Genomic DNA, 21,549 nt, shown 5'->3' on the forward strand with positions numbered 1-21,549 from the left:
CCCCCGGAACGGAAGTGCATGTCCACAGAGGATGAGTACCGGCCGCCCCTGCGTGTGGGCGGCTGGCTGCCCCCGCATCGCCCGGTCTCCGGCGCCCCCGCCCCGCTGCCCGACTCGTTCCTCGCCGCGGCGACCGCCTCGGTGCCCGAGCCCGCCGTCGTTCCCGAGGAATCGGCCCCGTCCCGCCAGCGGTCCGCCATCGCGACCTGCGCAGCTCTCGCGGTGCTCGCCGTGCTCGGCGTCATGGCCCTCCGGATGGACCGCCCGGCGCCGGTCGGCACGCCGCGCTTCGTCACGATGCCGCCGATGGCGACGGACTCCGCCTCGCCGGTTGACCCACCGACCACGTCGCCGCCGCCCGGTTCCGCCGTGGTCCGCCGTTCCCTGTCCGAACGGAGACTGGCCGGCGAGTCCTCGTCGCCGCCGTCCCGGGCGGCGACCGGTGCCGTCCCGCAGCGGCGCGGCCCGTTCGCGATCGGCGCCGTGATCGGCCTCGAGCCGGCCGGGCTCGCCGGCTTCCGGGTGCGGCACCGCGACTACCGCGGCCGGGTCGACCGGATCGGCGCGGACAGCTCCGCCCTGGACCGTGCCGACTCGAGCTTCACCGTGCGGGCCGGGCTCGCCGACGGCTCGTGCGTGTCGTTCGAGTCGGTCAACTATCCGGGCCACTTCCTGCGGCACCGCGACTGGCACGTCTGGCTCGACCGGCGCGACGGCTCGGCCCGCTACGCCGCGGACGCGACGTTCTGCCCGGTCGGCGGGGGCCTTGCGGGCAGCGTCGCGCTGCGTTCGGAAAACTACCCCGATCGCTACCTGTCGCTGCACCGCTCCCGCTTGGACCTCGGTCGCCGCGGCGATGCCTTCACGGTACGGCCGGCGCTGTGACCGGCCGGGCTCACCCGGGCGGCGGGGCGGTGCTGCCGCGGACGACGAGCTCGGGGGAGACCACGATGTGCGCGGGCGGCCCGGGGTCCTCCGCGTCGGACATGTGCTCGAGCAGCAGCGTCAGGCTGCGGCGCCCCATCTCCGCGAAGTCCTGCCGCACCGTGGTGAGCGGGGGCATGAAGAAGCCGGAGTCCGGCATGTCGTCGAAGCCCACGACGCTGACCTCCTCCGGCACCTTGCGGCCCGCCTCGTGCAGCGCCCGCAGCACGCCGAGGGCGATGCGGTCATTGGCACAGAAGATCGCCGTGACCGAGCGGTCACGGGCCAGCTCCTGGCCGCGGCGGTGGCCCCACTCGGCGTTCCAGGAGTCGAACGTGACCGGCGGCACCGGCGCGCCCGCCTCGTACAGGGTGTCGCGCCAGCCCATGACCCGCTCCTGGGCCTCGGGCCAGTCGTGCGGGCCGGCGACGTGGTGCACGGTCCGGTGGCCGAGGTCGAGCAGGTGCCGGGTGGCGAGCCGGGCGCCGGCGGCGTTGTCGATGCGGACGGTGGGGACGGCGTCCGGGTCCCCGGCCCCGCCGACGGCGACACAGTAGAGGCCGGACGGCGCCTGGAGCAGCCCGTTGGTCACCGCGGGCTTCGGCGCGATCGCGATGATGCCGTCGACGGCGTGCTGCGAGAGGCGGTCCACGGCGTCGAGCACCTCGCGGCGTTCCAGGTTGCGGACCGTGGCGATGCTGACCAGGTAGCCGGCCGTACGGGCGGCGTCCTCGATGCCGTACAGCATGGAGGCCGGGCCGAACAGCGTGGTCTCGAAGCCGATCAGGCCCAGGGTGTGCGAGCGCCGGGTGACCAGGGTCCGCGCCGCGAGGTTGCGGCGGTAGTTCAGCGACTGCATGGCCTCGAGGACCCGGGTCCGGGTCTCCTGCTTGACGTTGGGGTGTTCGTTGAGGACCCGCGACACGGTCTGGTGGGAGACCCCGGCGAGTTTGGCGACGTCACGCATGACCGTGACCCGCTTCTTCGATGGCACGCGGCACCCCTCGTCGATCTCACGTTGTGGCCGGTCACAGTGTAGATCCGCGCTGCCCTCTTGACGTCCGGGTTGAGAGCGGTAACACTCCAGAAACGCGCCCTGTGACGCACGACATGACATTGAGCGGCCTTGTTGCCGTGGCGTCTTCTCCCGCAGTGGGCGTTTCTGGCGCGGACGAACTGTTCCCTTCGACCCCGACGATGCGACGCACCCTCGACATTCAAATTGTGAACGCTAACAAGTGAGACTCCAGGAGGCACCATGTCCCGGAAGTGGACCGCGGCGCTGCTCGCCGGCGCTCTGGCGGTGACCGGCCTCGCCGGCTGCGGCGGGGACGCCGGCTCCGGCGGCGGCGGAGACAAGATCACGCTCGGCTTCTCCCAGGTCGGCGCCGAGAGCGGCTGGCGTACGGCCAACACGAAGTCCGTCCAGGAGTCGGCGGCCTCCGCCGGCATCGACCTCAAGTTCTCCGACGCGCAGGGCAAGCAGGAGAACCAGATCAAGGCCATCCGCTCGTTCATCGCCCAGCGCGTCGACGTCATCGCCTTCTCGCCGGTGGTGGAGTCCGGCTGGGACACCGTCCTCAAGGAGGCCAAGGACGCCGGCATCCCGGTCATCCTCACCGACCGTGCGGTCGACTCCCAGGACACCTCGCTCTACAAGACCTTCATCGGCTCGGACTTCGTCGTCGAGGGCAAGAAGGCGGGGGAGTGGCTGGTCAAGGAGTACGAGGGCAAGAGCGAGCCGGTGAACATCGTCGAGCTGCAGGGCACGCCGGGTGCGGCGCCGGCCAACGACCGCAAGGCGGGCTTCGCCGACGTCATCAAGGCCGACCCGAAGTTCAAGGTGATCGCCTCGCAGACCGGGCAGTTCACGCGTACGGACGGCAAGGAGGTCATGGAGGCGTTCCTCAAGACCTACCCCGACATCGACGTGCTGTACGCGCACAACGACGACATGGGCCTCGGTGCCATCGAGGCGATCGAGGCGGCCGGCAAGAAGCCCGGCACCGATATCAAGATCATCACAGTGGACGCGGTCAAGGACGGCATGACCGCGCTGTCCACCGGCAAGATCAACTACATCGTGGAGTGCAGCCCGCTGCTCGGCCCCCAGCTGATGGACCTGGTCAAGAAGGTGAACGCCGACGAGCAGGTGCCCCAGCGGGTGCTCACCGAGGAGACCACCTTCACGCAGGAACAGGCCAAGGCCGCCCTGCCCCGGCGCAAGTACTGACAGGGGCCCGGCGATGAGTGACCGGCCGATCCTCGAGATGACCGGCATCCGCAAGCGCTTCCCGGGAGTCGTCGCCCTCGACGGCGTCGACTTCCGGCTGTTCCCCGGCGAGGTGCACGCCCTCATGGGCGAGAACGGCGCCGGCAAGTCGACCCTCATCAAGGTGCTGACCGGCGTCTACGGCATCGACGGCGGCGACGTGCGGCTGGCCGGGGAGCCGGTGCACTTCGCCGGCCCGCTGCAGGCGCAGCAGGCCGGGGTCAGCACCGTCTACCAGGAGGTCAACCTCTGCCCGAACCTGTCGGTGGCGGAGAACGTCTGCATCGGCCGCGAACCGCGCCGGCTGGGCCGCATCCGCTGGGCCGAGATGCGCCGCCGCGCCGCCGGCCTGCTGCGCCGGCTGGACCTCGACCTCGACGTCTCGGCGCCGCTGCACTCGTACTCGCTCGCGATCCAGCAGATGGTGGCGATCGCGCGGGCGGTGGACATCTCGGCCAAGGTCCTCATCCTCGACGAGCCGACCTCCAGCCTGGACGCGTCGGAGGTCGAGCGGCTGTTCGCGGTGATGCGGCGGCTCAAGAGCGACGGCGTGGCGATCCTGTTCGTCTCCCACTTCCTCGACCAGGTCTACGAGATCGCCGACCGGATGACGGTGCTGCGCAACGGGACGCTCATCGGCGAGTACCGGACCGCCGAGCTGCCCCAGATGGAGCTGGTCACCAGGATGATCGGCAAGGAGCTGACCGTCCTCGAGCGGCTCGACGACCAGACCCGTACGCCCGCGGCTTCCGGTGAACCGGTGGTCGCCGCGCACGGGCTGGGCCGTACCGGTGCCATCGAGCCCTTCGATCTGACCATCCGCGGCGGGGAGATCGTCGGGCTGGCCGGGCTGCTGGGCTCGGGCCGCACCGAGGTCGCGCGGCTGCTCTACGGCGCCGACCGGCCGGACGCGGGCCGCGTGGAGATCGACGGCAAGCCGGTCACCCTGCGCGCCCCGCGGACCGCCATGCACCACGGCATCGCCTTCTCGTCGGAGAACCGGCGCACCGAGGGCATCATCGGCGAGCTCAGCGTGCGCGAGAACATCGTGCTCGCCCTGCAGGCCGCCCGGGGCTGGGCGCGCCCGGTGCCGCGGCGCCGCCAGGACGAGCTCGTCGCCCGGTACGTCAAGGCGCTCGACATCCGGCCCGCCGACCCCGAGACGGCGGTCCGCAACCTCAGCGGTGGCAACCAGCAGAAGGTGCTGCTGGCCCGCTGGCTCATCACCGAGCCGCGGCTGCTGATAGTCGACGAGCCCACCCGCGGCATCGACGTCGGCGCCAAGGCCGAGATCCAGAAACTCCTGGTCGAGCTCGCCGGCGGCGGCATGGCCGTGCTCTTCGTCAGCGCCGAGCTGGAGGAGGTGCTGCGGCTCAGCCACAAGATCGAGGTGCTGCGCGACCGGCGTCTCGTCGAGGAGATCGAGAACACCGCCGGCGTCGACGCCGACCGCATCATGCAGACCATCGCGAGCGGAGCCACCCCATGACCGCCCTGACCCGGCACCGCCTCTTCTGGCCGGCCGTCGTCCTCGTCCTGTTGCTGGTGAGCAACGTCTTCTTCGCACCACGGTTCTTCTCCGTCACGCTGCACGACGGCCACCTCTACGGTTCGCTGATCGACGTGCTGCGCTCGAGCACGCCGCTGGTGCTCGTCGCGCTCGGCATGACGGTGGTCATCGCCACCGGCGGCATCGACCTCTCGGTCGGCTCGGTCATGGCGATCGCCGGCGCCGTCGCCTGCCTCATGATCGGCGACCTGCCGCACCAGGACAGCGTCGGCGGCATGCTGCCGGCCGTCGCCGCCGCCATAGGCCTCGCCGTGGTCCTCGGCGTCTGGAACGGGGTGCTCGTGTCGGTGATCGGCATCCAGCCCATCATCGCCACCCTGATCCTGATGGTCGCCGGGCGAGGCATCGCCCAGCTGCTCACCGGTGGCCAGATCATCAACGTCTCCTCGCCGCCCTTCCGGGTGATCGGCGCCGGCTACTTCCTGACCCTGCCGGTGTCGGTGCTCGTCGTCGCCGCCGTGGTGGCGGCCGCCGCCGTGCTCACCCGCCGCTCCGCGCTCGGCGTGCTGGTCGAGGCGGTGGGCGCCAGCCCCACAGCCAGCCGCCTCGCCGGCATCCGGGCCCGCGGACTGACGATCATGGCGTATGTCTTCGCGGCCGTCTGCGCCGCCGTCGCCGGGCTGATCTTCAGCTCCAACGTGGCCAGCGCCGACAGCAACGCGGCCGGCAACCTCATCGAGCTCGACGCCATCCTCGCCGTGGTCATCGGCGGTACGGCCCTGACCGGCGGCCGCTTCTCGCTGGCCGGCAGCGTGCTGGGCGCCGTCCTGATCTCCGCGCTCGACATCACCACGTACACGATCGGCATCCCGGCCGAGACCACCCTGCTGTTCAAGGCGGTCGTGGTGGTCGTGCTCTGCCTGAGCCAGTCCGCCGCCTTCCGCGCCGTGGTCCTGCGCCGCCGGACCGTAGGAGCGTCCGCATGATCGACGTCAGCGCCCCACCCCAGCCCGCCACCGTCGCGCCCTCGCGGCGCCGCCGGCGTGGCCCCGACCGGCGCCACGTCCCGGTCCTGGTGACCCTCGGCCTGCTGGTCGCCATGTACGCCACCGGCGTCGGCAACTACGAGAACTTCTCCGACACCCAGGTCCTGTTGAACGTCTTCGTGGACAACGCGTTCCTGCTCGTCGTCGCGGCCGGGATGACCTTCGTGATCCTGACCGGCGGCATCGACCTCTCGGTGGGCGCGGTCGTCGCGCTCACCACGGTCGTCGCCGCCACGCTGCTGCACGCGGGCTGGCCGGCGGTCGTGGTGCTGCCGCTGGTCCTGCTCATGGGCACCGCGCTCGGCCTCGGCACGGGCGCGGTCATCCACTACTTCAAGGTGGAACCGTTCATCGCGACGCTCGCCGGCATGTTCCTGGCCCGCGGCCTGTCGCTGCTGATCAACCGCAACTCCATCCCGATCACGGACCCGTTCTGGACCGCCATGGCCCAGGAACGGATCCGCTTCGCCCCCGGCGTGTTCATCTCCACCAGCGTGGTGATCGCGCTCGTGGTCGTGCTCGCCGGCGCGTACGTGCTCTCGTACACGCGCTTCGGGCGTACCGTCCACGCGATCGGCGGCAACGCGGACTCGGCGCTGCTCATGGGGCTGCCGGTCGGGCGTACCCGGATCGCGGTCTACACGGTCAGCGGTTTCTGCTCGTCGCTGGGCGGTGTCCTGCTCAGCTTCTACATGCTCTCCGGCTACAGCCTGCACGCGCAGGGCATGGAGCTGGACGCCATCGCCGCGGTGGTCATCGGCGGCGTCCTGCTCACCGGCGGCTCGGGATACCTCGTCGGCACCGTGCTGGGCGTGCTCGTGCTCGGCCTGATCCAGACGATCATCACCTTCCAGGGGACGCTCAGCTCCTGGTGGACGAAGATCGTCATCGGCATCCTGCTGTTCGCGTTCATCGTGCTGCAGCGGCTCGTCACGCGGCGTACCCGCTGACATGATGTTCCGCCTCGTGAACGCGGGGACCGGAGCCGTGCTGTCCATCCGCGACGTGGCATCCGCCGGCACCGGCCTGACCTGGCGGTGGGCGCCGGACGGCGAGACCGGCCGGCTCTGGTCGCCCGACGGCGAGGCCGGCGGGCGGTGGGCGCCGGACGGCGGTGCCGATGGGCCCTGGGAGCCGGTCGACATGGGTGACGGCACTCAGCAGATCCGTGCGGTGGCCGGCGGCCGGCTGCTCGGCGACGCCGGACCCCGTACGCAGTCGTGGTGGTTCGTCCCCGACGGCCGGCGCGGCATCGAGCACGTGCCGACCGGGCTGCGCCTAGGCGGTCCCGACTGCCTGTGGGAAGCCGACTACCGGGTCAACGGCTGCTTCAAGCTGCGCAACGCGCGTACCGGTCTGCCGCTGGGCCGGCTGTGGCGGCTTCGCTACGGCGGGGCAGGCGCTTTCCGCATCCAGAACGCGGCCACCGGCCGGGTCCTCTGTGTCACGCGGGCCGAGCGGATCGTCGAGGCCGGGGACGGCGGCACACCGGACCGCTTGTGGCGTTTCCTCTGAGCCGTCTACCGGAATACCGCGCCCTTGGTCTCGCCGGAGTCCGAGCCGGCGATGCAGTGCAGAAGCCAGGTGTCGCCCGTTTGCACCGGCCAGGCGTCGCGCCGCCACCCGGTCGTCGCCGCCGGGTGTTCGCTGCGCCGGGCCATGACGGCGGCCGAGCACGCCGCCGCCACGTCCGGGCGGCCGATCAGCTTGTCCTGGCGTACGCCGGAGGCATCGGACGGCAGCGGCACGGCCGCGAAGGTCTCCCAGTAGTGGTCGCCGGCGCAGTCGGCCGCGCCGGGCGGCATGGCCCTGCCGCTGATCGCCACCATGCCGCCCCAGCACAGGGGAGCCGCCGGGCACAGTCCCGCATCGCACTCGCCGAACCCCTTTGGGGCGGCCGCGCCAGGGCCTGATGCCGGCCGGCCACCGGGATCGGCCTCGTGGCGATCGTCGCCCATGGCCTTCCAGCCGAGGAAGCCGAGGAAGCCGACGAGCGTCACGACCACCGCGGCGGTCGTCAGCAGCACGGCTCGCCGGCCTCGTCGCATCCGGCCGCGGTCCGGCTGTTTCGCGCCATGATCCGCCGGTCCGGCGAGTGGGGCGTGGCCCAGGTCCGGCATCGCGCCGGGGCGGCCAGGGCCGGCGGGGGCGCGGTCCTGGTCCGGGTCGGCGAGGGTGGCGGCCGCGGCTCGGGCGGCTGCCGCGAGATCCGCCGCGGAGGGCCAGCGGTCGCCGGGTTCGGGTGCCAGCGCCCGCTCGACCACCGCCAGGACCGCCACCGGCAGGTCGCCCGCCAGCGTCCGCGGTGCGCTCTGGATGCGTTGCAGAGCCACCGCGTAAGGGTTGTCGCCGGTGAACGGCCGATGACCCGCGAGACACTCGTACGCGGTGAGCCCCAATGAATACACATCGGTGAGGGCACTGGCGGGGCGCCCCAGCACCTGCTCCGGCGCCAGGTAGGTCGGCGTGCCCAAGATCGCCCCGGCGGTGGTCAGCGGCGTGGCGTCGGCCAGGCGCGCGATGCCGAAGTCGGTGATCAGCACGGATCCGTCACGCCGTACCAGCAGGTTGGCGGGCTTGATGTCACGGTGCACGATGCCGCGCTCGTGCACCGCCCGCAGGCCGTCGGCCGCCCGGGCGACGAGCTGCATGGTCTGCGCGGCGGTGAGCCGGCCGTGGCGGCCCAGCAGCTGCGCCAGGGACTCGCCGTCGACGAACTCCATGACCAGGTACGGCGTCCCGCCGCTGCTGCCGTAGTCGTGGATGGCGGTGACCGCGGGATGGTTCACGCCCGCCATGGCCTTCGCCTCGGTCAGGAACCGCCGGGCGAGGCCGGGATCGTCGGCGACCCCGGGCAGCATGACCTTGACGGCGACGACCCGGCCGAGCACCTCGTCGGTCGCGCGCCACACCTCGCCCATGCCGCCGGCGCCGATCCGGGCGTCGAGGCGGTAGCGGTCGCCGAGTCGCCGGCCTGGCTGCAGCACCCGCGCATCATGCCACGCGACGTTCGGCGGATCCGCGGGCCGGGGCTCAGGCGGCGGGGTTGCCGGCGATGAGGCGGATCGTCCAGCCCTCGTCGCTGGTCACGGCCGCCACGTGGTTGCAGGACTGGTGGGTGATCCACAGACCGCGGCCGCCGGTGGCCGCCTCGGTGGCCGGCAGGAGCCCCGCGAACGGGTTCTTGGGTCCGGCGCCGGCGTCCGACACGGTCACCACGATGCGGTCGTCGCCGGCCCAGACCCGCAGGTGGAACGGCGGGCGGCCGTACCGCAGCGCATTGGTGACCGTCTCGCTCACCGCGACCACGAGGTCGTCGAGGTCCGCGGCCGGGAACTGCCCCCGCCACGCCGCTTGCACCGCGCGGCGGGCGGCTCCCGGAGTCGGGCCGACCAGGCTCACCGCGGGCGGCCCGGCCTGCAGCGGATCCGGCACCGGCGGGCGGTCCTCGCTCAGAAAGACCCGGGGCTCGGTGTACGCGGGACTGTCGTCGTGCAGGCCGGCGCCGATCGCGTACCGCGGGTGGGTACGGGCCACGTCCGCCAGCACCTCGGGGGGCGTGACGCGGGAGTCGTACGCGCACATGCTCCAGAGCGGGAAGTCGTCGTATGCGTGGTTGATGGCCGACTCGTAGCGCGCCCACCAATCCCACGTGTTGCCGAACGCGGACACCGGCATCTCGCCGATGATCCGGATCTGCGCCGCGCCGGCGGCCACGTGCCTGGCCAGCAGCCGGCGGTACGCCCGGATCGCCGAGCTGGGGCGGGCGTACATGTCGCCGCCGGGCAGGAACTCGACGCCCGAGCCTGCGGGCAGCGCGGCCCGGACCAGGCCGGCCGTGCGCTCGCCGAAGGCCACGATCGACGGCTCGCCGTTCGCGACGCCCTCCAGCAGGAACGGCAGGGTGACGGCGAGCAGGTCGTCGTCGTGGGTGTACTCCACCGCCGCGTGGAAGTAGCCGGGGTGCCGGGCGGCCGCGCCCGTCCTCATCGGCCGCCCTCCACCCGCAGGGCGGTCAGGCCCAGCAGCTCCGCGAGGTGTCCGGGGCTGAACAGTCGGGTGCGCAACACCGCCGTGACGCCCCGCCGGCGTGCGTACGCGTCCAGCTCGAGCAGCGAGTGGTGGTCGATGAACGCCAGCCCGGCGGCGTCGATCATCAGGTCGCCGGTGGCCGGGCGCAGCTCGGCCCGCTCGAGGGTACGGGCGAACAGGTCGCGGATGGCCTCGTCCAGGTCGCCCGCCAGTCCGGCGTCGGCGAGCGCCGGCGGGGTCGCGTAGAGCCGGAACGGAGCATCCGACTGCGGGTGCAGGCAGGCGAGCTCCTCGATGACCGCGGCGCCCAGCTCGGCGCGGTCGAAGCCGCACAGCGCCCCGAAGGGTGGGTACGCATGTAGCGGTCGACGACGTGCTCGTAGCGGGCGAAGGCGTCGAGCTGGGCCGGGGTGCGCACCAGTGGTGTCACCTCCGCGGCGACCCGGAGCCCGGCGTATCCGTCCGCGAGGGCCTGGCAGGTGGCCGCCGCGTACGCCTCGAGACCGCGGGCGGGATCGATGACGGCGCCCTCGGGGTAGTGCTCGCCGAGCCGGATCAGATCGGGCCGGAACTCCCAGCCGTGCGGCGGCTCCGACGCCAGATACCAGACCCGTTCCCCGGCGGCGGCACCCTCGGCGAGAAAGTCACGCGCGGCCGTCCGGAATGTCGCCGGGTCGTCATAAGCGAGGCAGACATGACCGTACGGCCGCGGCGGGCCGGCGCTGATCGTGTCTGCCATCCTCCGAGCATAGTGCCCCGATCGGGGGAGCCCCCGGGCGAGGAGGGTCAAGATCCGTAAGGAAAGAAAAGAGAAATTGACCCGCCTGAAATTGAACCGCGGAAATTCGCACGAGTGGTGAACCGCTTCGTGCCCGGATCCCGTATCGACTCCCGAACGCGCATTTGATGTCCGATGACGAGGAGTGGTGATGAGACTGCGTCAGCGACGGGGTACCGGAGTCAACCGCAAGGCGATCGGTGCCGCAGTCTTCGCCGGGGTGCTGGTGGCAGGCGGCATAACGGGCCTGCAGTTCGCAAGCGCCGGCGAACAGGCGAAGGCCGCGGAGATCGTGGTGGTCGATGGCCAGAACTTCGACATCGCGGGGTGCGAGAAACTGGAGATCAACGCCGGCTCGGTCGTCTGTGACGGCGAGCAATTGCAGCCGGAGCAGAAGCAGGGCGCGGCCGATGCTGCCGCCGCTTCCGCCGAGCTGCTCGAGGCGTCGTGCGACCAGTTCGCCGCCGACCAGGCCGCCGCCGACAAGGAGGCCGGTCAGCAGCAGGCGGGTCAGGACGAGGTGGGTGCCGGTGACCAGGCCGGTGCCGCGGGGGATCAGGCGGGCGCCGCCAAGCCCAAGTCGAAGAGGCTGAAGCGGGCCATCGCGAAGCGGTACGCCAAGAAGATGGGCCAGGGCGCTGCCAACGCGGGTGCGGGCCAGAAGGGCAGCGCCGCCGAGGGTGACGCCGGGCAGGACGACAATGCCCAGGGCGACGACAATGCCCAGGGCGACGGCAACGGCAACGGCAACGGCAACGCTCAGGGCGACGACAACGCTCAGGGCAACGGCAACGCTCAGGGCAACGGCAACGCTCAGGGCAACGCCGGGGACCTCGACGCCGCGGTGACCGCCGCCCGCGAGGCCCTGCTGACGGCCTGCCTCACGCTCACCGACGCCAAGGCCGCCGCGGCCGCCGCCGGAGCCGGTGACGACGCCGGTGCGGGCAATGAAGCCGGCGACAACGCTGGTGACAACGCTGGTGACAACGCTGGTGACAACGCCGGTGCGGGCGACAACGCCGGCGCGGGCGACGACGCGGGTGCCGGCGACGATGCCGGTGCGGGCGACGACGCGGGCGCGGGCAAGTCCGGCAAGGGCGGTAAGGCCGAGCACGAGGCCGGTGCCGGCGAGGAGGCCGGGGCTCAGTCCGGGAACTGAACCCCGGGTACGGCGGGTGGCGCGGTCCGGGGCGAGGACCGCGCCACCTTTCTCATGCGCGTCACCACCGCGCGGCCCGCAGGCCGTCGGAGGTCGGCTTCCAGTCGGCGCTGTCGCGCGAGTCGGCGGTCAGGCCCGACGCCGAGGCCAGCACGAGGAGCAGGAAGAACAGCAGAATTCCGAGTTCCATGACAGTCACACCCTTGTCCGGCGAAGTGCTCGTGGCCGGTGCGCACCGGGTTTGCTCGTCCTCCAGTCTGGTCCGGGCGGCGCCGGGCGGACAGTGGCAGTAATGCCATACATCTTCAACATCCTGCCACGGCCGCGGTATGCTGACGGCCATGCTGGAGAAGGTCGCCGTCCTTGCCCTCCCCCCGGTCGCCGTGTTCGAGCTCGGCGTGCTCTGCGAGCTGTTCGGCTACGACCGCACGGACGAGGGGCTGCCCGCGTACGAGTTCTCGGTGTGCAGCGTGGGCGGGCGTCCCGTGCGTACCCATGCCGGGTTCTCCCTGACCCCCAGCCACGACCTGTCCCCGGCGGAGGACGCCGACCTGGTCGCCGTGGTGCCGGACGACGGCGACCAGGACCCGGACCCGGAGGTCCTCGAGGTGTTGCGCCGGGCGCACGCCCGGGGTGCCTGGGTGATGAGCGTGTGCACCGGGGCGTTCGCCCTCGGCGCGGCGGGGCTGCTCGACGGCCGGCGCTGCACCACCCACTGGCGGCACACCGACCGGCTCGCCGCCCGCTATCCGACCGCCAAGGTCGACCCCGACGTCCTGTACGTCGCCGACGGCAACATCCTCACCAGCGCGGGCACCGCGGCGGCGGTCGACTGCGGGCTGCACCTCATCCGGCAGGAGCAGGGCTCGGCGGTCGCCACCCAGATCGCGCGCCGCATGGTGATGCCGCCGCACCGTGACGGCGGCCAGGCGCAGTTCATCGAGACGCCACTCAAGCCGATCCAGTGTGAGACCCTGCAGCCCGTGCTGGCCGCGGTGATGGCGAGCCTCGACCGGCCGCACTCCGTCGAGACGATGGCGGCGCAGGCCCACATGGCACCGCGGACGTTCGCCCGCAGGTTCCGGGCCGAGACGGGTGCCACCCCGCACGACTGGCTGACCAACCAGCGGGTCCTGCTCGCCCGGCGGCTGCTGGAGGAGTCGGAGCTGGGCGTCGACACCATTGCGGTGCGCTGCGGCTTCGGCACCGCCGCCACACTGCGCCACCACTTCGGGCACCGGCTCGGCACCACGCCGCAGGCCTACCGGTCGACGTTCAAGACCCGGGCCGCGTAGCGAGGACCCGGTTCAGCAGGACCGGCGGCTTGCCCCGCTTGCTCCACTCGCGCGGATAGCCCAGCGACACCTCGCGGAACGGTACGCCGTCCTGCCACGTCACCCGCGGGATGTGCAGGTGACCGTAGACGGCGGCCGCGGCCCGGAAGCGCAGGTGCCAGTCGGCGGTCAGCTCGGTGCCGCACCACTGGGCGAACTCCGGGTACCACAGCACCTCGGTCGGGTGGCGGTGCAGCGGCCAGTGGCTGACCAGCACGGTCGGCATGCCGGGGTCGAGGGCGGCGAGCCGGCGCTCGGTGGCGGCCACCCGCGCACGGCACCACGACTCCCGGTCCGGGTACGGGTCCGGATGCAGCAGCTCCTCGTCCGTGCAGACCACCCCCGTTCGGTACGCGTACGCCAGCGACTCCTCCTTCGTGGACGTGCCGGGCGCGCGGAACGTGTAGTCGTACAGCAGGAACAGCGGTGCCACGGTCACCGGGCCGCCCTCGCCCCGCCACACCGCATACTCGTCCTCGGGGGTGCGTACGCCGATGGTCCGGCACATCGCGACGAGGGCGTCGTAGCGTCCGGCGCCGCGCAGCCCCACGGGGTCCTTCGGGTGGGTCCACAGCTCGTGGTTGCCCGGCGCCCAGATCACCTCGGCGAAGCGCGACCGCAGCGTCCGCAGGGTGGCCTCGACGTGGCCGAACACTTCCGCGACGTCGCCGGCCACGATCAGCCAGTCGTCAGGGGAGTCCGGGCGCAGGTCCTCCACGAGCGTGCGGTTCTCCGCGTACGCGACGTGCAGGTCGCTGACGGCGTACAGGGTGCCCGCCACGGGCGCCTCCTCGTGTTCCTTCGATGTCCCTCGATCACGATCTTGCCAGCCGGGACCGCATGACCGGTGCCCTACAGTGGAGGGACGTCGGAAAAGAAATCTTGATCGCCACTGTCACGCCGGGCCGCTCCCCGAGACCTATCTAAGGGGAGTTCGACGGCGAACGGAGGCTTCGGTGGTCGACGCGCAGGATGCGCACGACGTGGACAGCGACAACGCGGCCCCACCGCGGCCGCTGATCGCCGACCCGCCGCCGGCGGCCGAGATCGAGGAGTTCTTCCGCCGCTACTGGGAGGGGCTCGTCCGCAACCTGCTGCGCGAGGGGGCCAACCGCTGGGAGGCCCAGGACGCCGTCGCCGAGGCCATCCGGGAGGCGCTGCGGCGCTGGTCGGAGCTGAACCACCCGGTCGCGTGGGTGCGCACCGCCGCCCGCTCGCACTGGCTCAAGCAGCGCCGCGCCACCGGGCAGGGCGACGTCGAGGTGCTCGTGGCCGACGTCACCGAGCTCAGCGAGGGGCGCGCCGACGACCCGGAGCTCGTCGCGTACGAGCTGGAGGAGTGGTTCTCCGGCGTGCTCGCCCAGCTTCCGCCCGCCCGCCGCGAGGCGCTCGAGCTGTCCGCGCAGGGGCTCACGCCCAGCGAGATCGCCGCCCAGGTCGGCAAGACGCCCGAGGCGGTGCGCACCGCGCTGAAGCTGGGCCGCAAACAGGCCGTCGCGATCTGGAAGGCGGTTCCCGGCCAGCGTGCCGGTAAGCGCCCGACGGGCCCCGAGGCAGGCGAGAACTGATGGCGCAGCCCGGCGCGCACGACGGTCCGTCCGCCGAGGACGAGCCGATGATCACCCACGCGATGATGATCGCCGCGCTCAACGAGGTCCTGGCGGACTGCGGATACCCGCCGGTCGCCGAGGAGGACGTCGAGCCGGTGCCGGCGCCGTACGGCAACCCCGCCGACCGGCTGATCGAGGCGGCGCGGCATCGCGCCGACGGCATCGTGGCGGCCGCCCTGGAGACCGCGGTGCAGTACACCGACGCGGCCCTGGACCAGGCGGCCCGCACGGTGCTCAGCGCGCGGAGGAGCGTCGCCGGCCCCGCCCCGGCCCCGGTGGACCTCGCGCCCATGCCCGCCGACGCGGATGCCGGCCGCTCCGCCGGCGAGCGCTGGCTGGCGGCGGCGATCGCGGCCGGCGTCTACCTGCCGTTCGCCGAGCCCGCCGCGGCCCGGACCCTGGACGTCTACGCGGCCTGCCTCGCCGACGCGGCGCACGCAGACCCGCCCGACCTCGGCGCGGCATACCGGATCGGCACGGAGGTCGTCGCGCTCGGGATCGGCCGTCACGAGGCCCTGCCGGCGACGATGAGCGTCATCCTCGACCACCTCGCCGACGGCGACGTGGTGCGCCGCCCGGCCCGCCAGATCGCCGGCACCTTCGCCGCCGGGTTCGCCGCGGCGCTGCAGGCCCGCACCCTGGCCCAGCAGGAGTCGCTGCATCGCGCCGCCCAGCGGGCCGCCCGGGAGTTCCAGCTGGCCCTGGAGCACAGCGAGGCCCGCTACCGCCGCCTCGCGTACTACGACCCGGTCACCGGCCTGGCCAGCAAGGCGCGGCTGGTCCAGCGCCTCCAGCAGGCCGCGCACGGCGACGACCCGGTCCGGCACGCCGGCCTCTGCCTCGTCGAGGCCGGCGGCCACCGCGCGGTCTGCGAGCAGTTCGGCGCCGACGCCGGCGAGCACCTGCTCGCCGAGGTGGCCCGCCGGCTCCGGGCGGTCGCCGAGCATCCCGACCACCTGATCGCCCGGCACGGCCCGCACACCTTCGCGGTGCTGGTGCAGGACAGCGGCGGCGTCGCCCACCTGGCCGAGCTCGCCGGACGGATCACCGGCGCCCTGGGCGAACCCGTCGCGCTGCCCGGCACCGGCCCGGCAGCCCCGGTGCTCGCCCATGTCGGCGTGGTCGACGTGTCCACCGCGGGACTCGACCCGGCCCGGGTGCTGGTCGACGCCGAGATCGCCCTGCGCCAGGCCCGGGCCGCCGGCAGCGGCTGGGCGGTGTACGACCCGCAGCCCGCCACCCCCGGCCGCGCCGGCGGCACGAGCGTGACCGGGCTGGTCACCGGGCCGCCCACGTATCAGCCGATCGTCCGCCTCGCCACGGGGCGCATCGCCGGCCTGCACACCCGGATGACCTGGCGCCATCCCCACCTGGGCACCCTCGACCTCGACCGGATCGGCCAGCTCACCGGCGACCGCGACACCACCACCCGGCTGGCCGGCAGCCTGCTGCACCAGGCGTGCCGGCAGGCGATGCAGTGGGACGGCGGCAAGAAGGGCCCGTTCATCGGCGTCGACCTGCCGGTGCACCAGATCGGCTATCCCGACGTCGCCGACCTCGTCCGCGCGGCCCTGACCGGCAGCGGCCTGCCGCCGAGGCGGCTGCACCTGCACCTCTCCGGCATCGACGCGGTCCCGGCCGGGGCCCACAGCCACGCCGTGCTCAGTGCGCTGGCTGCGCTGGGCGTGCGGCTGATCCTCGACGATTTCGGTACGGGGTACAGCAGCCTCGCGTACCTCCGTGATCTGCCCGTGCACGGCCTCCGCACCCCGGCCGGCCTGCTGCATCCCATGGCCGCGGGCGCGGAGGCGGACCGGGAGCTCCTTGCCGGCATGGCCCGGGTGGCGCACGCGCTCAGCCTCACCCTGACGGTGCACGGCGTCGACGACGAGGTACGCGCGGCCACCCTGATCGGCACCGGCTGCGACGGCGCCCAGGGGCTGCGGTACGGCCCGCCCACGACCCCGCACCAGGTGCCGATCCTGCTGCGCGGTGCCGGGACCCTGGCGTCGTTCGCCCGCCGGGACAACGGATTGGTGGCGTCATGACCGACCACAGTGGAGTAGGGTTCCTCGGCATGGCGAACGCCGACACGGATCCCTCCCACCGGCCCAGCAGCGCCCGCATCTACGACGCCCTGCTGGGCGGCAACCACAACTTCGCGGCCGACCGCGAGGCCGCAAAGCACCTGCTCGCGGCGATCCCCCGCGCAGGGGAGATGGCGCGAGCCAACCGGGCCTTCCTCAACCGGGCGGTGCAGTTCCTGCTCGACCGGGGGGTGCGCCAGTTCCTTGACATCGGCAGCGGCATCCCGACGGTGGGCAACGTCCACGAGATCGCCCAGCGCTGCGTCCCCGACGCCCGAGTGGTCTACGTCGACATCGACCCGGTCGCGGTCGCCCACAGCAACGACATCCTCAAGGACAACCCGCTGGCCCTGGCCGTCCAGGCCGACATGCGCTTCCCGGAGGCGATCCTCGAGCACCCCGGTGTGCGCGAGTTGCTCGATCCCGCCGAGCCGATCGGCCTGCTGCTGGTCGCGATGTTGCACTTCGTCCCCGACGAGGACGCCTTTCCCGCGGCCGAACGACTGCGCGCCGCCCTGCCGCCGGGTTCCTACGTGGTCGTCTCGCACGGCCTCTCGGACACGCCGGCGGACGCGGCGATCGACGCGGTCACGGCGCTCTACCGGCGCACCGACGTGTCCGCCGCCCACGGCCGGAGCAGGGACGAGATCCTGCGCTTCTTCGGCGACGCGGTGCTGGTGCCGCCCGGCCTGGTCTGGGTGCACGAGTGGCCGGACGGTGGCGACGGCGACCCGCACGGCACGGCGGTGGTCGCGGCGGTCGGTCGGATCCCCGCGGCGTCCTGAGACCTTCCCCCGAGCACCCCACCCCTTCGCCGCCCCCGCAGGGGTGGGGTGCCCCCGTCGTCGATGCGTACGGTGGGGTCTTGTTTCGATATTCATGATCATCAGACTTCACGGCGCCCTTACGCGCCGACCGGCATCCTCTCGTGCGAACCATCGACGAGGGGGAGGAATGCCGACAGTGCGGCGTTACCGGAAATGGGCCTGGGGCCTGGGCATCGCGAGCGTTACCGCGGTGACCGCCTTCGGCGTGGCATCGTGGCAGGCGAATGCCGCGCCGCCACCCAGCACGCCGCCGGCCGCGGCGGGGAACGAGCAGCCGAGCGTGTCCGACCCGAACCCGGGCCCGGAGCCCGCGGCCGGGACCGGCGTCGACGCGCTGACCACCGGAGAGGTCGGCAAGGCTCGCAAGATCGCGGAGACCACGGCGCTCACCGCCGGCGCCAAGGACGTGACCGGCGCGACCGGCATCGAGTACCTCTCGGCCGAGATCGTCGAGGCGGACGAGGGTCGCCGCGCCGAGCTGTACTACTACGACTACAAGAGCAACAAGCTGGTCAAGCAGGTCGTCGACCTCGCGGCCGGCAAGCTCGCGGGTTCGTACTCCGCCGCGGGGCTGCAGCTGCCGGCCGCCGACCGCGAGGTCACCACCGCGCTCGACATGCTGCTCGCCGATCCGCTGGCCAGCGACCTGAAGGACGCGTACAAGCAGGCCACGGGCCAGCCGTTCGCCGGCAAGGACGGCCTGGTCACCACCGCCCATGTCTTCAACGCGAAGGCGGCCGACAGCGGCACGAGCCAGTGCGGCAAGCACCGGTGCCTGCAGCTGATCGTGGAGACCAAGGACGGCCACATCATCGACCTTGACAAGATCATCATCGACCTCTCCGGGCGCACGGTCGCCCGCCTGAGCTAGACGGGGAACCGGCAGCATGACGTACCGAAAGACAGCGGGTGCCGGCGCCGCCGCGCTCCTGACCCTCGCCTCCCTCGGCATCGGGGCATCGCCCGCGGCCGCGAAGGCGCCCGCGGCCGCGGCCGCCGCGTGTACCTCGGGGTCGCAGGTCAAGGAGACCCTGCCGAACGGCACCACGTGGCAGCTCTGCTGGCGCATCGACGAGCGCGCCGGTCTGATCCTGGACAAGGTGTCCGTCGCCACCCGGCGCTACCCCCAGCCGGTGCAGGTGCTCCAGTCGATCCGGCTGGCGCAGCTCAACGTGCCGTACGACTCGGGCGAGACCGAGTACAACGACCTGAGCGACTTCGGGTTCGGCGGCGGCGACCTCGAGACCCTCACCGGCGAGGACTGCAAGGGCGGCTCGGCGCGCGAGGGCTCCGACGGCGGCCCGCAGGCGCAGCGTCGCAAGGTGCTCTGCGTCAGCGCGGAAGCGTCCGGGCTGGCCTACCGGCTGCACAGCTACAACTTCCAGACGAACGCCGAGAAGGTCTACTCGAAGCAGGGCCACGACCTGGTGCTGCGCACCATCAGCAAGGTCGGCTGGTACGAGTACGTGACCGAGTTCCGCCTGGCCGACGACGGCCAGATCTCCGCGCGGCTCGGTGCGACCGGTGACCTGTCGCCCAGCGACTACGTCAGGGCCGACAACGGCTGGCCGATCGGCAAGAACGCCCGCGACTACGCGTCCATGCACTACCACAGCGCGTTCTGGCGGGTCGACTTCAACATCGACGGCAAGGGCGGCGAGAAGGTCGAGCAGTACGACACCAAGGTCGACGGCCGCGGCTCGATGGCCGCCAAGCTCAAGACCAGCAAGAAGACGATCACCAAGGAGGGCAGCTTCTCCAAGGTGAACCGCCGCTGGTGGCGGCTGGTCAGCCCGACCAGCAAGAACAAGGACGGGCACAAGCGCTCGTACGAGCTGGTCACCGGCGCCGATGACCGGTACGAGGCGCACCCGGAGACCACGCCGGATGTGACCTTCACCCAGGCGCACACCTGCGAGAAGTTCGCCACGGGCAACGCCGACCCGCAGTGCGCCACCAAGAAGACGATCCTGGACTACGCCCACGACAAGGAGACGCTCAAGAACCCGGTGATGTGGGTCCGCGTCGGCTTCCACCACGTCCCGCGTGACGAGGACCAGAGCCCGATGCCGCTGCACTGGCAGGGATTCGACCTGCTGCCGCGCGACTTCACCGAGATGAACCCGCTGACCCCGGCCGACCGCGCCGGCGTCAACGGACAGCCGAACTGAGCATCGGCCCGGCCCGGTCACCGAGACCGGGCCGGGCTCCTGCCTTCCTGGGGGGACGACCTTGCCCGCACGCCGCCTCGCCGCCGCCCTCGTGCTGGCGGCCACCGCGCTGACCGTGATCACGTTCGCGTCCCGCGGTGACGGGGAGAAGAAGCCGGACCCGCGCCCGGTCGCGGTGGCATCCGTGGCCCCGCCGTCGGACGCCGACCTGGCGTACGCGCAGATGATGGTGGCGCACCACGCCCAGGCCGTACGCATGAGCCGGGCCCTGATCGCCAAGCCGGGCGTCCCGGAGCGCATCCGCCTCATCGCCGAGTTCATCGTCCACGACCAGCAGCGCGAGATCGACGAGACGAACGCCTGGCTGGCCGCCTGGGGCGCGCAGGCCGGCGACGGCCACGACCACGCTCACGGAGCCGGCGCGGCGAAGCAGGGGATGCTCACCGAAGCCCAGCTCCACGAGCTCGACCTCGCCAAGACCGAGCAGGCCGTGCCGTTGTTCCTGCGCCGCATGATCGAGCACCACCGGGGCGCCGTCGTGTCGTCCCGCGCGCTGCTCGACGGCGACGGGCGCAACGTCTACACCCACAGCCTGGCCAAGCACGTCATCAACGAGCAGACCGCGGAGATCGACGCCATGGCCGCCCTGCTGCCGCCCCGGACGGTCAGCGGGGCAGCTGCCGGCTGAGGTGCTTACGGAGTAGTCGTGCCGCAGGGCGCTCCACGTAGCGGTGCAGCAGCCACGCCGCGACCATCACCACCGCGACGACGATCGCCAGGGTGACGTGGCGCGGCAGGAACGGACGCAGCGCCGCGATCAGCGTCCAGCCGATGTACTCGTGCAGCAGGTACAGGGGATACGTCAGCGCCCCGGCCACGGTGAGCCAGCGCCAGCGCACGCGGGACAGCCGGCCGGTGGCCACGGCCGCCATCGTCGCGAAGATGGCGGAGACCAGGATCAGCGCCGGCAGCACCGGGAGCGGCCGGCCGAGCACGTCGTGGGCGACATGGCCCACCTGCGTGGCCACGTGGTGCTGCGCCATCAGGAACGCGGCCCCGAACAGCGCCCACAGTGTGAGGTGGCTCCCGCTGCGGTGCACCAGGAACAGGGCGATCCCCGCGACGAAGTACGGCGCGTGCTCCGGCATGACCACCACGTCCAGCGCTTTCACACCGGCCTGCTCCGCGAGCGCCGACGCCACCAGCCACCCGAAGCCGAACAGTGTCGCACTGCGCACGGTGAGGCCACGCCACACCACGAACGCGAAGAGCAGGTAGAACCGCGCCTCCACCCACAGCGTCCAGTAGACGGCGTCGACCGGGCGTACCCCCATCGGGTTCTGCAGCATCGTCAGATTGACCAGCAGATCGCTGGGCCCGACCGGCCGGCGCACCACGGGCCACAGGCTCAGCACGGCGAAGGTGAGCAGCGCCGCCGCCCAGTACGCCGGGAACAGCCGGATCACCCGGGACCGCAGGAACTCGCCGGGGGTGCGATCCCACGCGCTCAGGCAGATCACGAAGCCGCTGATCACGAAGAACATCGGCACGCCGATCCACCCGTACGAGGCCGGCACGGACAGCCACGGGAACACCCGGTCGGCGGCGGCCCCCCACGGCGGGACGGTGCCGCGGTCGTACGCGACGAAGTGATAAGCGACCACCATGAGCGCCGCGACGAGCCGCAGCCCGTCGAGCACCGCGATCCGGCCCGGGCGCGGCCGCGGCCGCGGCGTCAGGGTGCCGCCGGGCCGGCGTTGCAGGGGCGTGACGAGAACAGCCATGACGGGAACAACGAC

22 protein-coding genes are annotated in these 21,549 nt (G+C 72.3%); 14 read left to right on the plus strand and 8 right to left on the minus strand.

All coding sequences use genetic code 11. The annotated features are described in order from the left end of the window. The first annotated feature begins 18 nt into the window (after window positions 1–18). The gene (locus AB0368_RS35215; RefSeq protein ID WP_366158367.1) at window positions 19–885 is read left to right on the plus strand and encodes an AbfB domain-containing protein; all 867 of its coding nucleotides are present in this window, start codon (window positions 19–21) and stop codon (window positions 883–885) included. A 10-nt stretch (window positions 886–895) separates the two neighbouring features. Here the strand turns inward: AB0368_RS35215 and AB0368_RS35220 are convergent, their stop codons facing one another. Continuing rightward, window positions 896–1,891 (minus strand): LacI family DNA-binding transcriptional regulator, encoded by a 996-nt coding sequence (locus tag AB0368_RS35220; protein ID WP_366158400.1) that lies wholly within the window; start codon window positions 1,889–1,891, stop codon window positions 896–898. Between the two features lie 291 nt (window positions 1,892–2,182). Between AB0368_RS35220 and AB0368_RS35225 the strand changes: the two genes are divergently transcribed. From AB0368_RS35225 to AB0368_RS35245, 5 genes are read left to right on the plus strand one after another with little or no spacing between them, the layout of a single operon-like run. Then, on the plus strand, window positions 2,183–3,157 hold the full coding sequence (locus AB0368_RS35225; protein ID WP_366158368.1) for an ABC transporter substrate-binding protein: 975 nt from the start codon (window positions 2,183–2,185) through the stop codon (window positions 3,155–3,157). 13 nt (window positions 3,158–3,170) lie between these two features. Further along, a complete protein-coding gene (locus AB0368_RS35230) occupies window positions 3,171–4,685 on the plus strand; it encodes a sugar ABC transporter ATP-binding protein (RefSeq protein ID WP_366158369.1) in 1,515 nt (504 codons plus the stop codon). Further along, window positions 4,682–5,692, plus strand: a complete 1,011-nt coding sequence (locus tag AB0368_RS35235) for an ABC transporter permease (RefSeq protein WP_366158370.1) — start codon at window positions 4,682–4,684, stop codon at window positions 5,690–5,692. The genes AB0368_RS35230 and AB0368_RS35235 overlap by 4 nt, the downstream gene beginning before the upstream one ends. Continuing rightward, window positions 5,689–6,702: a galactofuranose ABC transporter, permease protein YjfF gene (gene yjfF, locus AB0368_RS35240; protein ID WP_366158371.1), complete on the plus strand. Its 1,014-nt coding sequence runs from the start codon at window positions 5,689–5,691 to the stop codon at window positions 6,700–6,702. Before AB0368_RS35235 ends, yjfF begins: the two co-directional genes overlap by 4 nt. 16 nt (window positions 6,703–6,718) lie before the next feature. Further along, window positions 6,719–7,267 carry a hypothetical protein gene (locus AB0368_RS35245; RefSeq protein WP_366158372.1) on the plus strand — a complete coding sequence of 183 codons (549 nt, stop codon included), beginning with the start codon at window positions 6,719–6,721 and terminating at the stop codon, window positions 7,265–7,267. A 5-nt stretch (window positions 7,268–7,272) separates the two neighbouring features. On the opposite strand, the gene AB0368_RS35250 is transcribed toward AB0368_RS35245, so the two are convergent. Genes AB0368_RS35250 through AB0368_RS35265 form a run of 4 tightly spaced genes read right to left on the minus strand, consistent with a single transcriptional unit; the run spans window position 7,273 to window position 10,523 of the window. After that, on the minus strand, window positions 7,273–8,739 hold the full coding sequence (locus tag AB0368_RS35250) for a serine/threonine-protein kinase (RefSeq protein WP_366158373.1): 1,467 nt from the start codon (window positions 8,737–8,739) through the stop codon (window positions 7,273–7,275). Window positions 8,740–8,785: 46 nt separating this feature from the next. Next, window positions 8,786–9,742, minus strand: a complete 957-nt coding sequence (locus AB0368_RS35255; RefSeq protein WP_366158374.1) for a sensor histidine kinase — start codon at window positions 9,740–9,742, stop codon at window positions 8,786–8,788. Continuing rightward, entirely contained in the window at window positions 9,739–9,909 is a 171-nt protein-coding gene (locus AB0368_RS35260; RefSeq protein WP_366158375.1) for a hypothetical protein, read from the minus strand. Before AB0368_RS35260 ends, AB0368_RS35255 begins: the two co-directional genes overlap by 4 nt. Beyond that, window positions 9,909–10,523 carry an MEDS domain-containing protein gene (locus AB0368_RS35265; RefSeq protein WP_366158376.1) on the minus strand — a complete coding sequence of 205 codons (615 nt, stop codon included), beginning with the start codon at window positions 10,521–10,523 and terminating at the stop codon, window positions 9,909–9,911. The genes AB0368_RS35260 and AB0368_RS35265 overlap by 1 nt, the downstream gene beginning before the upstream one ends. Window positions 10,524–10,713: 190 nt before the next feature. Between AB0368_RS35265 and AB0368_RS35270 the strand changes: the two genes are divergently transcribed. Further along, a complete protein-coding gene (locus AB0368_RS35270; RefSeq protein ID WP_366158377.1) occupies window positions 10,714–11,721 on the plus strand; it encodes a hypothetical protein in 1,008 nt (335 codons plus the stop codon). 61 nt (window positions 11,722–11,782) lie between these two features. Here AB0368_RS35270 and AB0368_RS35275 read toward each other — a convergent pair whose 3' ends face one another. Beyond that, a complete protein-coding gene (locus AB0368_RS35275) occupies window positions 11,783–11,911 on the minus strand; it encodes a hypothetical protein (protein WP_366158378.1) in 129 nt (42 codons plus the stop codon). A gap of 151 nt (window positions 11,912–12,062) precedes the next feature. Here AB0368_RS35275 and AB0368_RS35280 point away from each other — a divergent pair, with 151 nt between their 5' ends. Further along, entirely contained in the window at window positions 12,063–13,016 is a 954-nt protein-coding gene (locus AB0368_RS35280; RefSeq protein WP_366158379.1) for a helix-turn-helix domain-containing protein, read from the plus strand. Here the strand turns inward: AB0368_RS35280 and AB0368_RS35285 are convergent. After that, window positions 12,997–13,836 carry a metallophosphoesterase gene (locus tag AB0368_RS35285; RefSeq protein WP_366158380.1) on the minus strand — a complete coding sequence of 280 codons (840 nt, stop codon included), beginning with the start codon at window positions 13,834–13,836 and terminating at the stop codon, window positions 12,997–12,999. The genes AB0368_RS35280 and AB0368_RS35285 overlap by 20 nt on opposite strands. Window positions 13,837–14,011: 175 nt before the next feature. On the opposite strand from AB0368_RS35285, the gene AB0368_RS35290 reads away from it, so the two are divergent. The 6 genes from AB0368_RS35290 (at window position 14,012) to AB0368_RS35315 (ending at window position 20,438) form a co-directional block, all read left to right on the plus strand. Continuing rightward, window positions 14,012–14,623: a sigma-70 family RNA polymerase sigma factor gene (locus AB0368_RS35290; protein WP_366158381.1), complete on the plus strand. Its 612-nt coding sequence runs from the start codon at window positions 14,012–14,014 to the stop codon at window positions 14,621–14,623. Beyond that, complete coding sequence (locus tag AB0368_RS35295; RefSeq protein ID WP_366158382.1) at window positions 14,623–16,713, plus strand: bifunctional diguanylate cyclase/phosphodiesterase; 2,091 nt, start codon at window positions 14,623–14,625, stop codon at window positions 16,711–16,713. The genes AB0368_RS35290 and AB0368_RS35295 overlap by 1 nt, the downstream gene beginning before the upstream one ends. Beyond that, the gene (locus AB0368_RS35300) at window positions 16,710–17,537 is read left to right on the plus strand and encodes an SAM-dependent methyltransferase (protein ID WP_366158383.1); all 828 of its coding nucleotides are present in this window, start codon (window positions 16,710–16,712) and stop codon (window positions 17,535–17,537) included. The genes AB0368_RS35295 and AB0368_RS35300 overlap by 4 nt, the downstream gene beginning before the upstream one ends. Window positions 17,538–17,715: 178 nt before the next feature. After that, window positions 17,716–18,450: a hypothetical protein gene (locus AB0368_RS35305; protein ID WP_366158384.1), complete on the plus strand. Its 735-nt coding sequence runs from the start codon at window positions 17,716–17,718 to the stop codon at window positions 18,448–18,450. A 16-nt stretch (window positions 18,451–18,466) separates the two neighbouring features. Beyond that, complete coding sequence (locus tag AB0368_RS35310; protein ID WP_366158385.1) at window positions 18,467–19,750, plus strand: primary-amine oxidase; 1,284 nt, start codon at window positions 18,467–18,469, stop codon at window positions 19,748–19,750. Window positions 19,751–19,811: 61 nt separating this feature from the next. Continuing rightward, window positions 19,812–20,438 carry a DUF305 domain-containing protein gene (locus AB0368_RS35315; RefSeq protein WP_366158386.1) on the plus strand — a complete coding sequence of 209 codons (627 nt, stop codon included), beginning with the start codon at window positions 19,812–19,814 and terminating at the stop codon, window positions 20,436–20,438. Here the strand turns inward: AB0368_RS35315 and AB0368_RS35320 are convergent. Next, window positions 20,416–21,534, minus strand: a complete 1,119-nt coding sequence (locus AB0368_RS35320) for an acyltransferase (protein ID WP_366158387.1) — start codon at window positions 21,532–21,534, stop codon at window positions 20,416–20,418. The genes AB0368_RS35315 and AB0368_RS35320 overlap by 23 nt on opposite strands. Window positions 21,535–21,549 lie beyond the last annotated feature (15 nt).

Origin of the sequence: Actinoplanes sp. NPDC051475 (genome assembly GCF_040689425.1) — a bacterium.
GTDB lineage: Bacteria > Actinomycetota > Actinomycetes > Mycobacteriales > Micromonosporaceae > Actinoplanes.

Excerpts from the sequence above, each read along its gene's own strand:
- AB0368_RS35215 (WP_366158367.1), top strand. The coding sequence starts at position 19 with ATGTCCACAGAGGATGAGTACCGGCCGCCCCTGCGTGTGGGCGGCTGG.
- AB0368_RS35300 (WP_366158383.1), top strand. The coding sequence starts at position 16,710 with ATGACCGACCACAGTGGAGTAGGGTTCCTCGGCATGGCGAACGCCGAC.
- AB0368_RS35260 (WP_366158375.1), bottom strand. The coding sequence starts at position 9,909 with ATGATCGACGCCGCCGGGCTGGCGTTCATCGACCACCACTCGCTGCTC.
- AB0368_RS35275 (WP_366158378.1), bottom strand. The coding sequence starts at position 11,911 with ATGGAACTCGGAATTCTGCTGTTCTTCCTGCTCCTCGTGCTGGCCTCG.
- yjfF (WP_366158371.1), top strand. The coding sequence starts at position 5,689 with ATGATCGACGTCAGCGCCCCACCCCAGCCCGCCACCGTCGCGCCCTCG.
- AB0368_RS35220 (WP_366158400.1), bottom strand. The coding sequence starts at position 1,891 with ATGCGTGACGTCGCCAAACTCGCCGGGGTCTCCCACCAGACCGTGTCG.
- AB0368_RS35280 (WP_366158379.1), top strand. The coding sequence starts at position 12,063 with ATGCTGGAGAAGGTCGCCGTCCTTGCCCTCCCCCCGGTCGCCGTGTTC.
- AB0368_RS35235 (WP_366158370.1), top strand. The coding sequence starts at position 4,682 with ATGACCGCCCTGACCCGGCACCGCCTCTTCTGGCCGGCCGTCGTCCTC.
- AB0368_RS35255 (WP_366158374.1), bottom strand. The coding sequence starts at position 9,742 with ATGAGGACGGGCGCGGCCGCCCGGCACCCCGGCTACTTCCACGCGGCG.
- AB0368_RS35265 (WP_366158376.1), bottom strand. The coding sequence starts at position 10,523 with ATGGCAGACACGATCAGCGCCGGCCCGCCGCGGCCGTACGGTCATGTC.
- AB0368_RS35225 (WP_366158368.1), top strand. The coding sequence starts at position 2,183 with ATGTCCCGGAAGTGGACCGCGGCGCTGCTCGCCGGCGCTCTGGCGGTG.
- AB0368_RS35320 (WP_366158387.1), bottom strand. The coding sequence starts at position 21,534 with ATGGCTGTTCTCGTCACGCCCCTGCAACGCCGGCCCGGCGGCACCCTG.
- AB0368_RS35230 (WP_366158369.1), top strand. The coding sequence starts at position 3,171 with ATGAGTGACCGGCCGATCCTCGAGATGACCGGCATCCGCAAGCGCTTC.
- AB0368_RS35270 (WP_366158377.1), top strand. The coding sequence starts at position 10,714 with ATGAGACTGCGTCAGCGACGGGGTACCGGAGTCAACCGCAAGGCGATC.
- AB0368_RS35295 (WP_366158382.1), top strand. The coding sequence starts at position 14,623 with ATGGCGCAGCCCGGCGCGCACGACGGTCCGTCCGCCGAGGACGAGCCG.
- AB0368_RS35310 (WP_366158385.1), top strand. The coding sequence starts at position 18,467 with ATGACGTACCGAAAGACAGCGGGTGCCGGCGCCGCCGCGCTCCTGACC.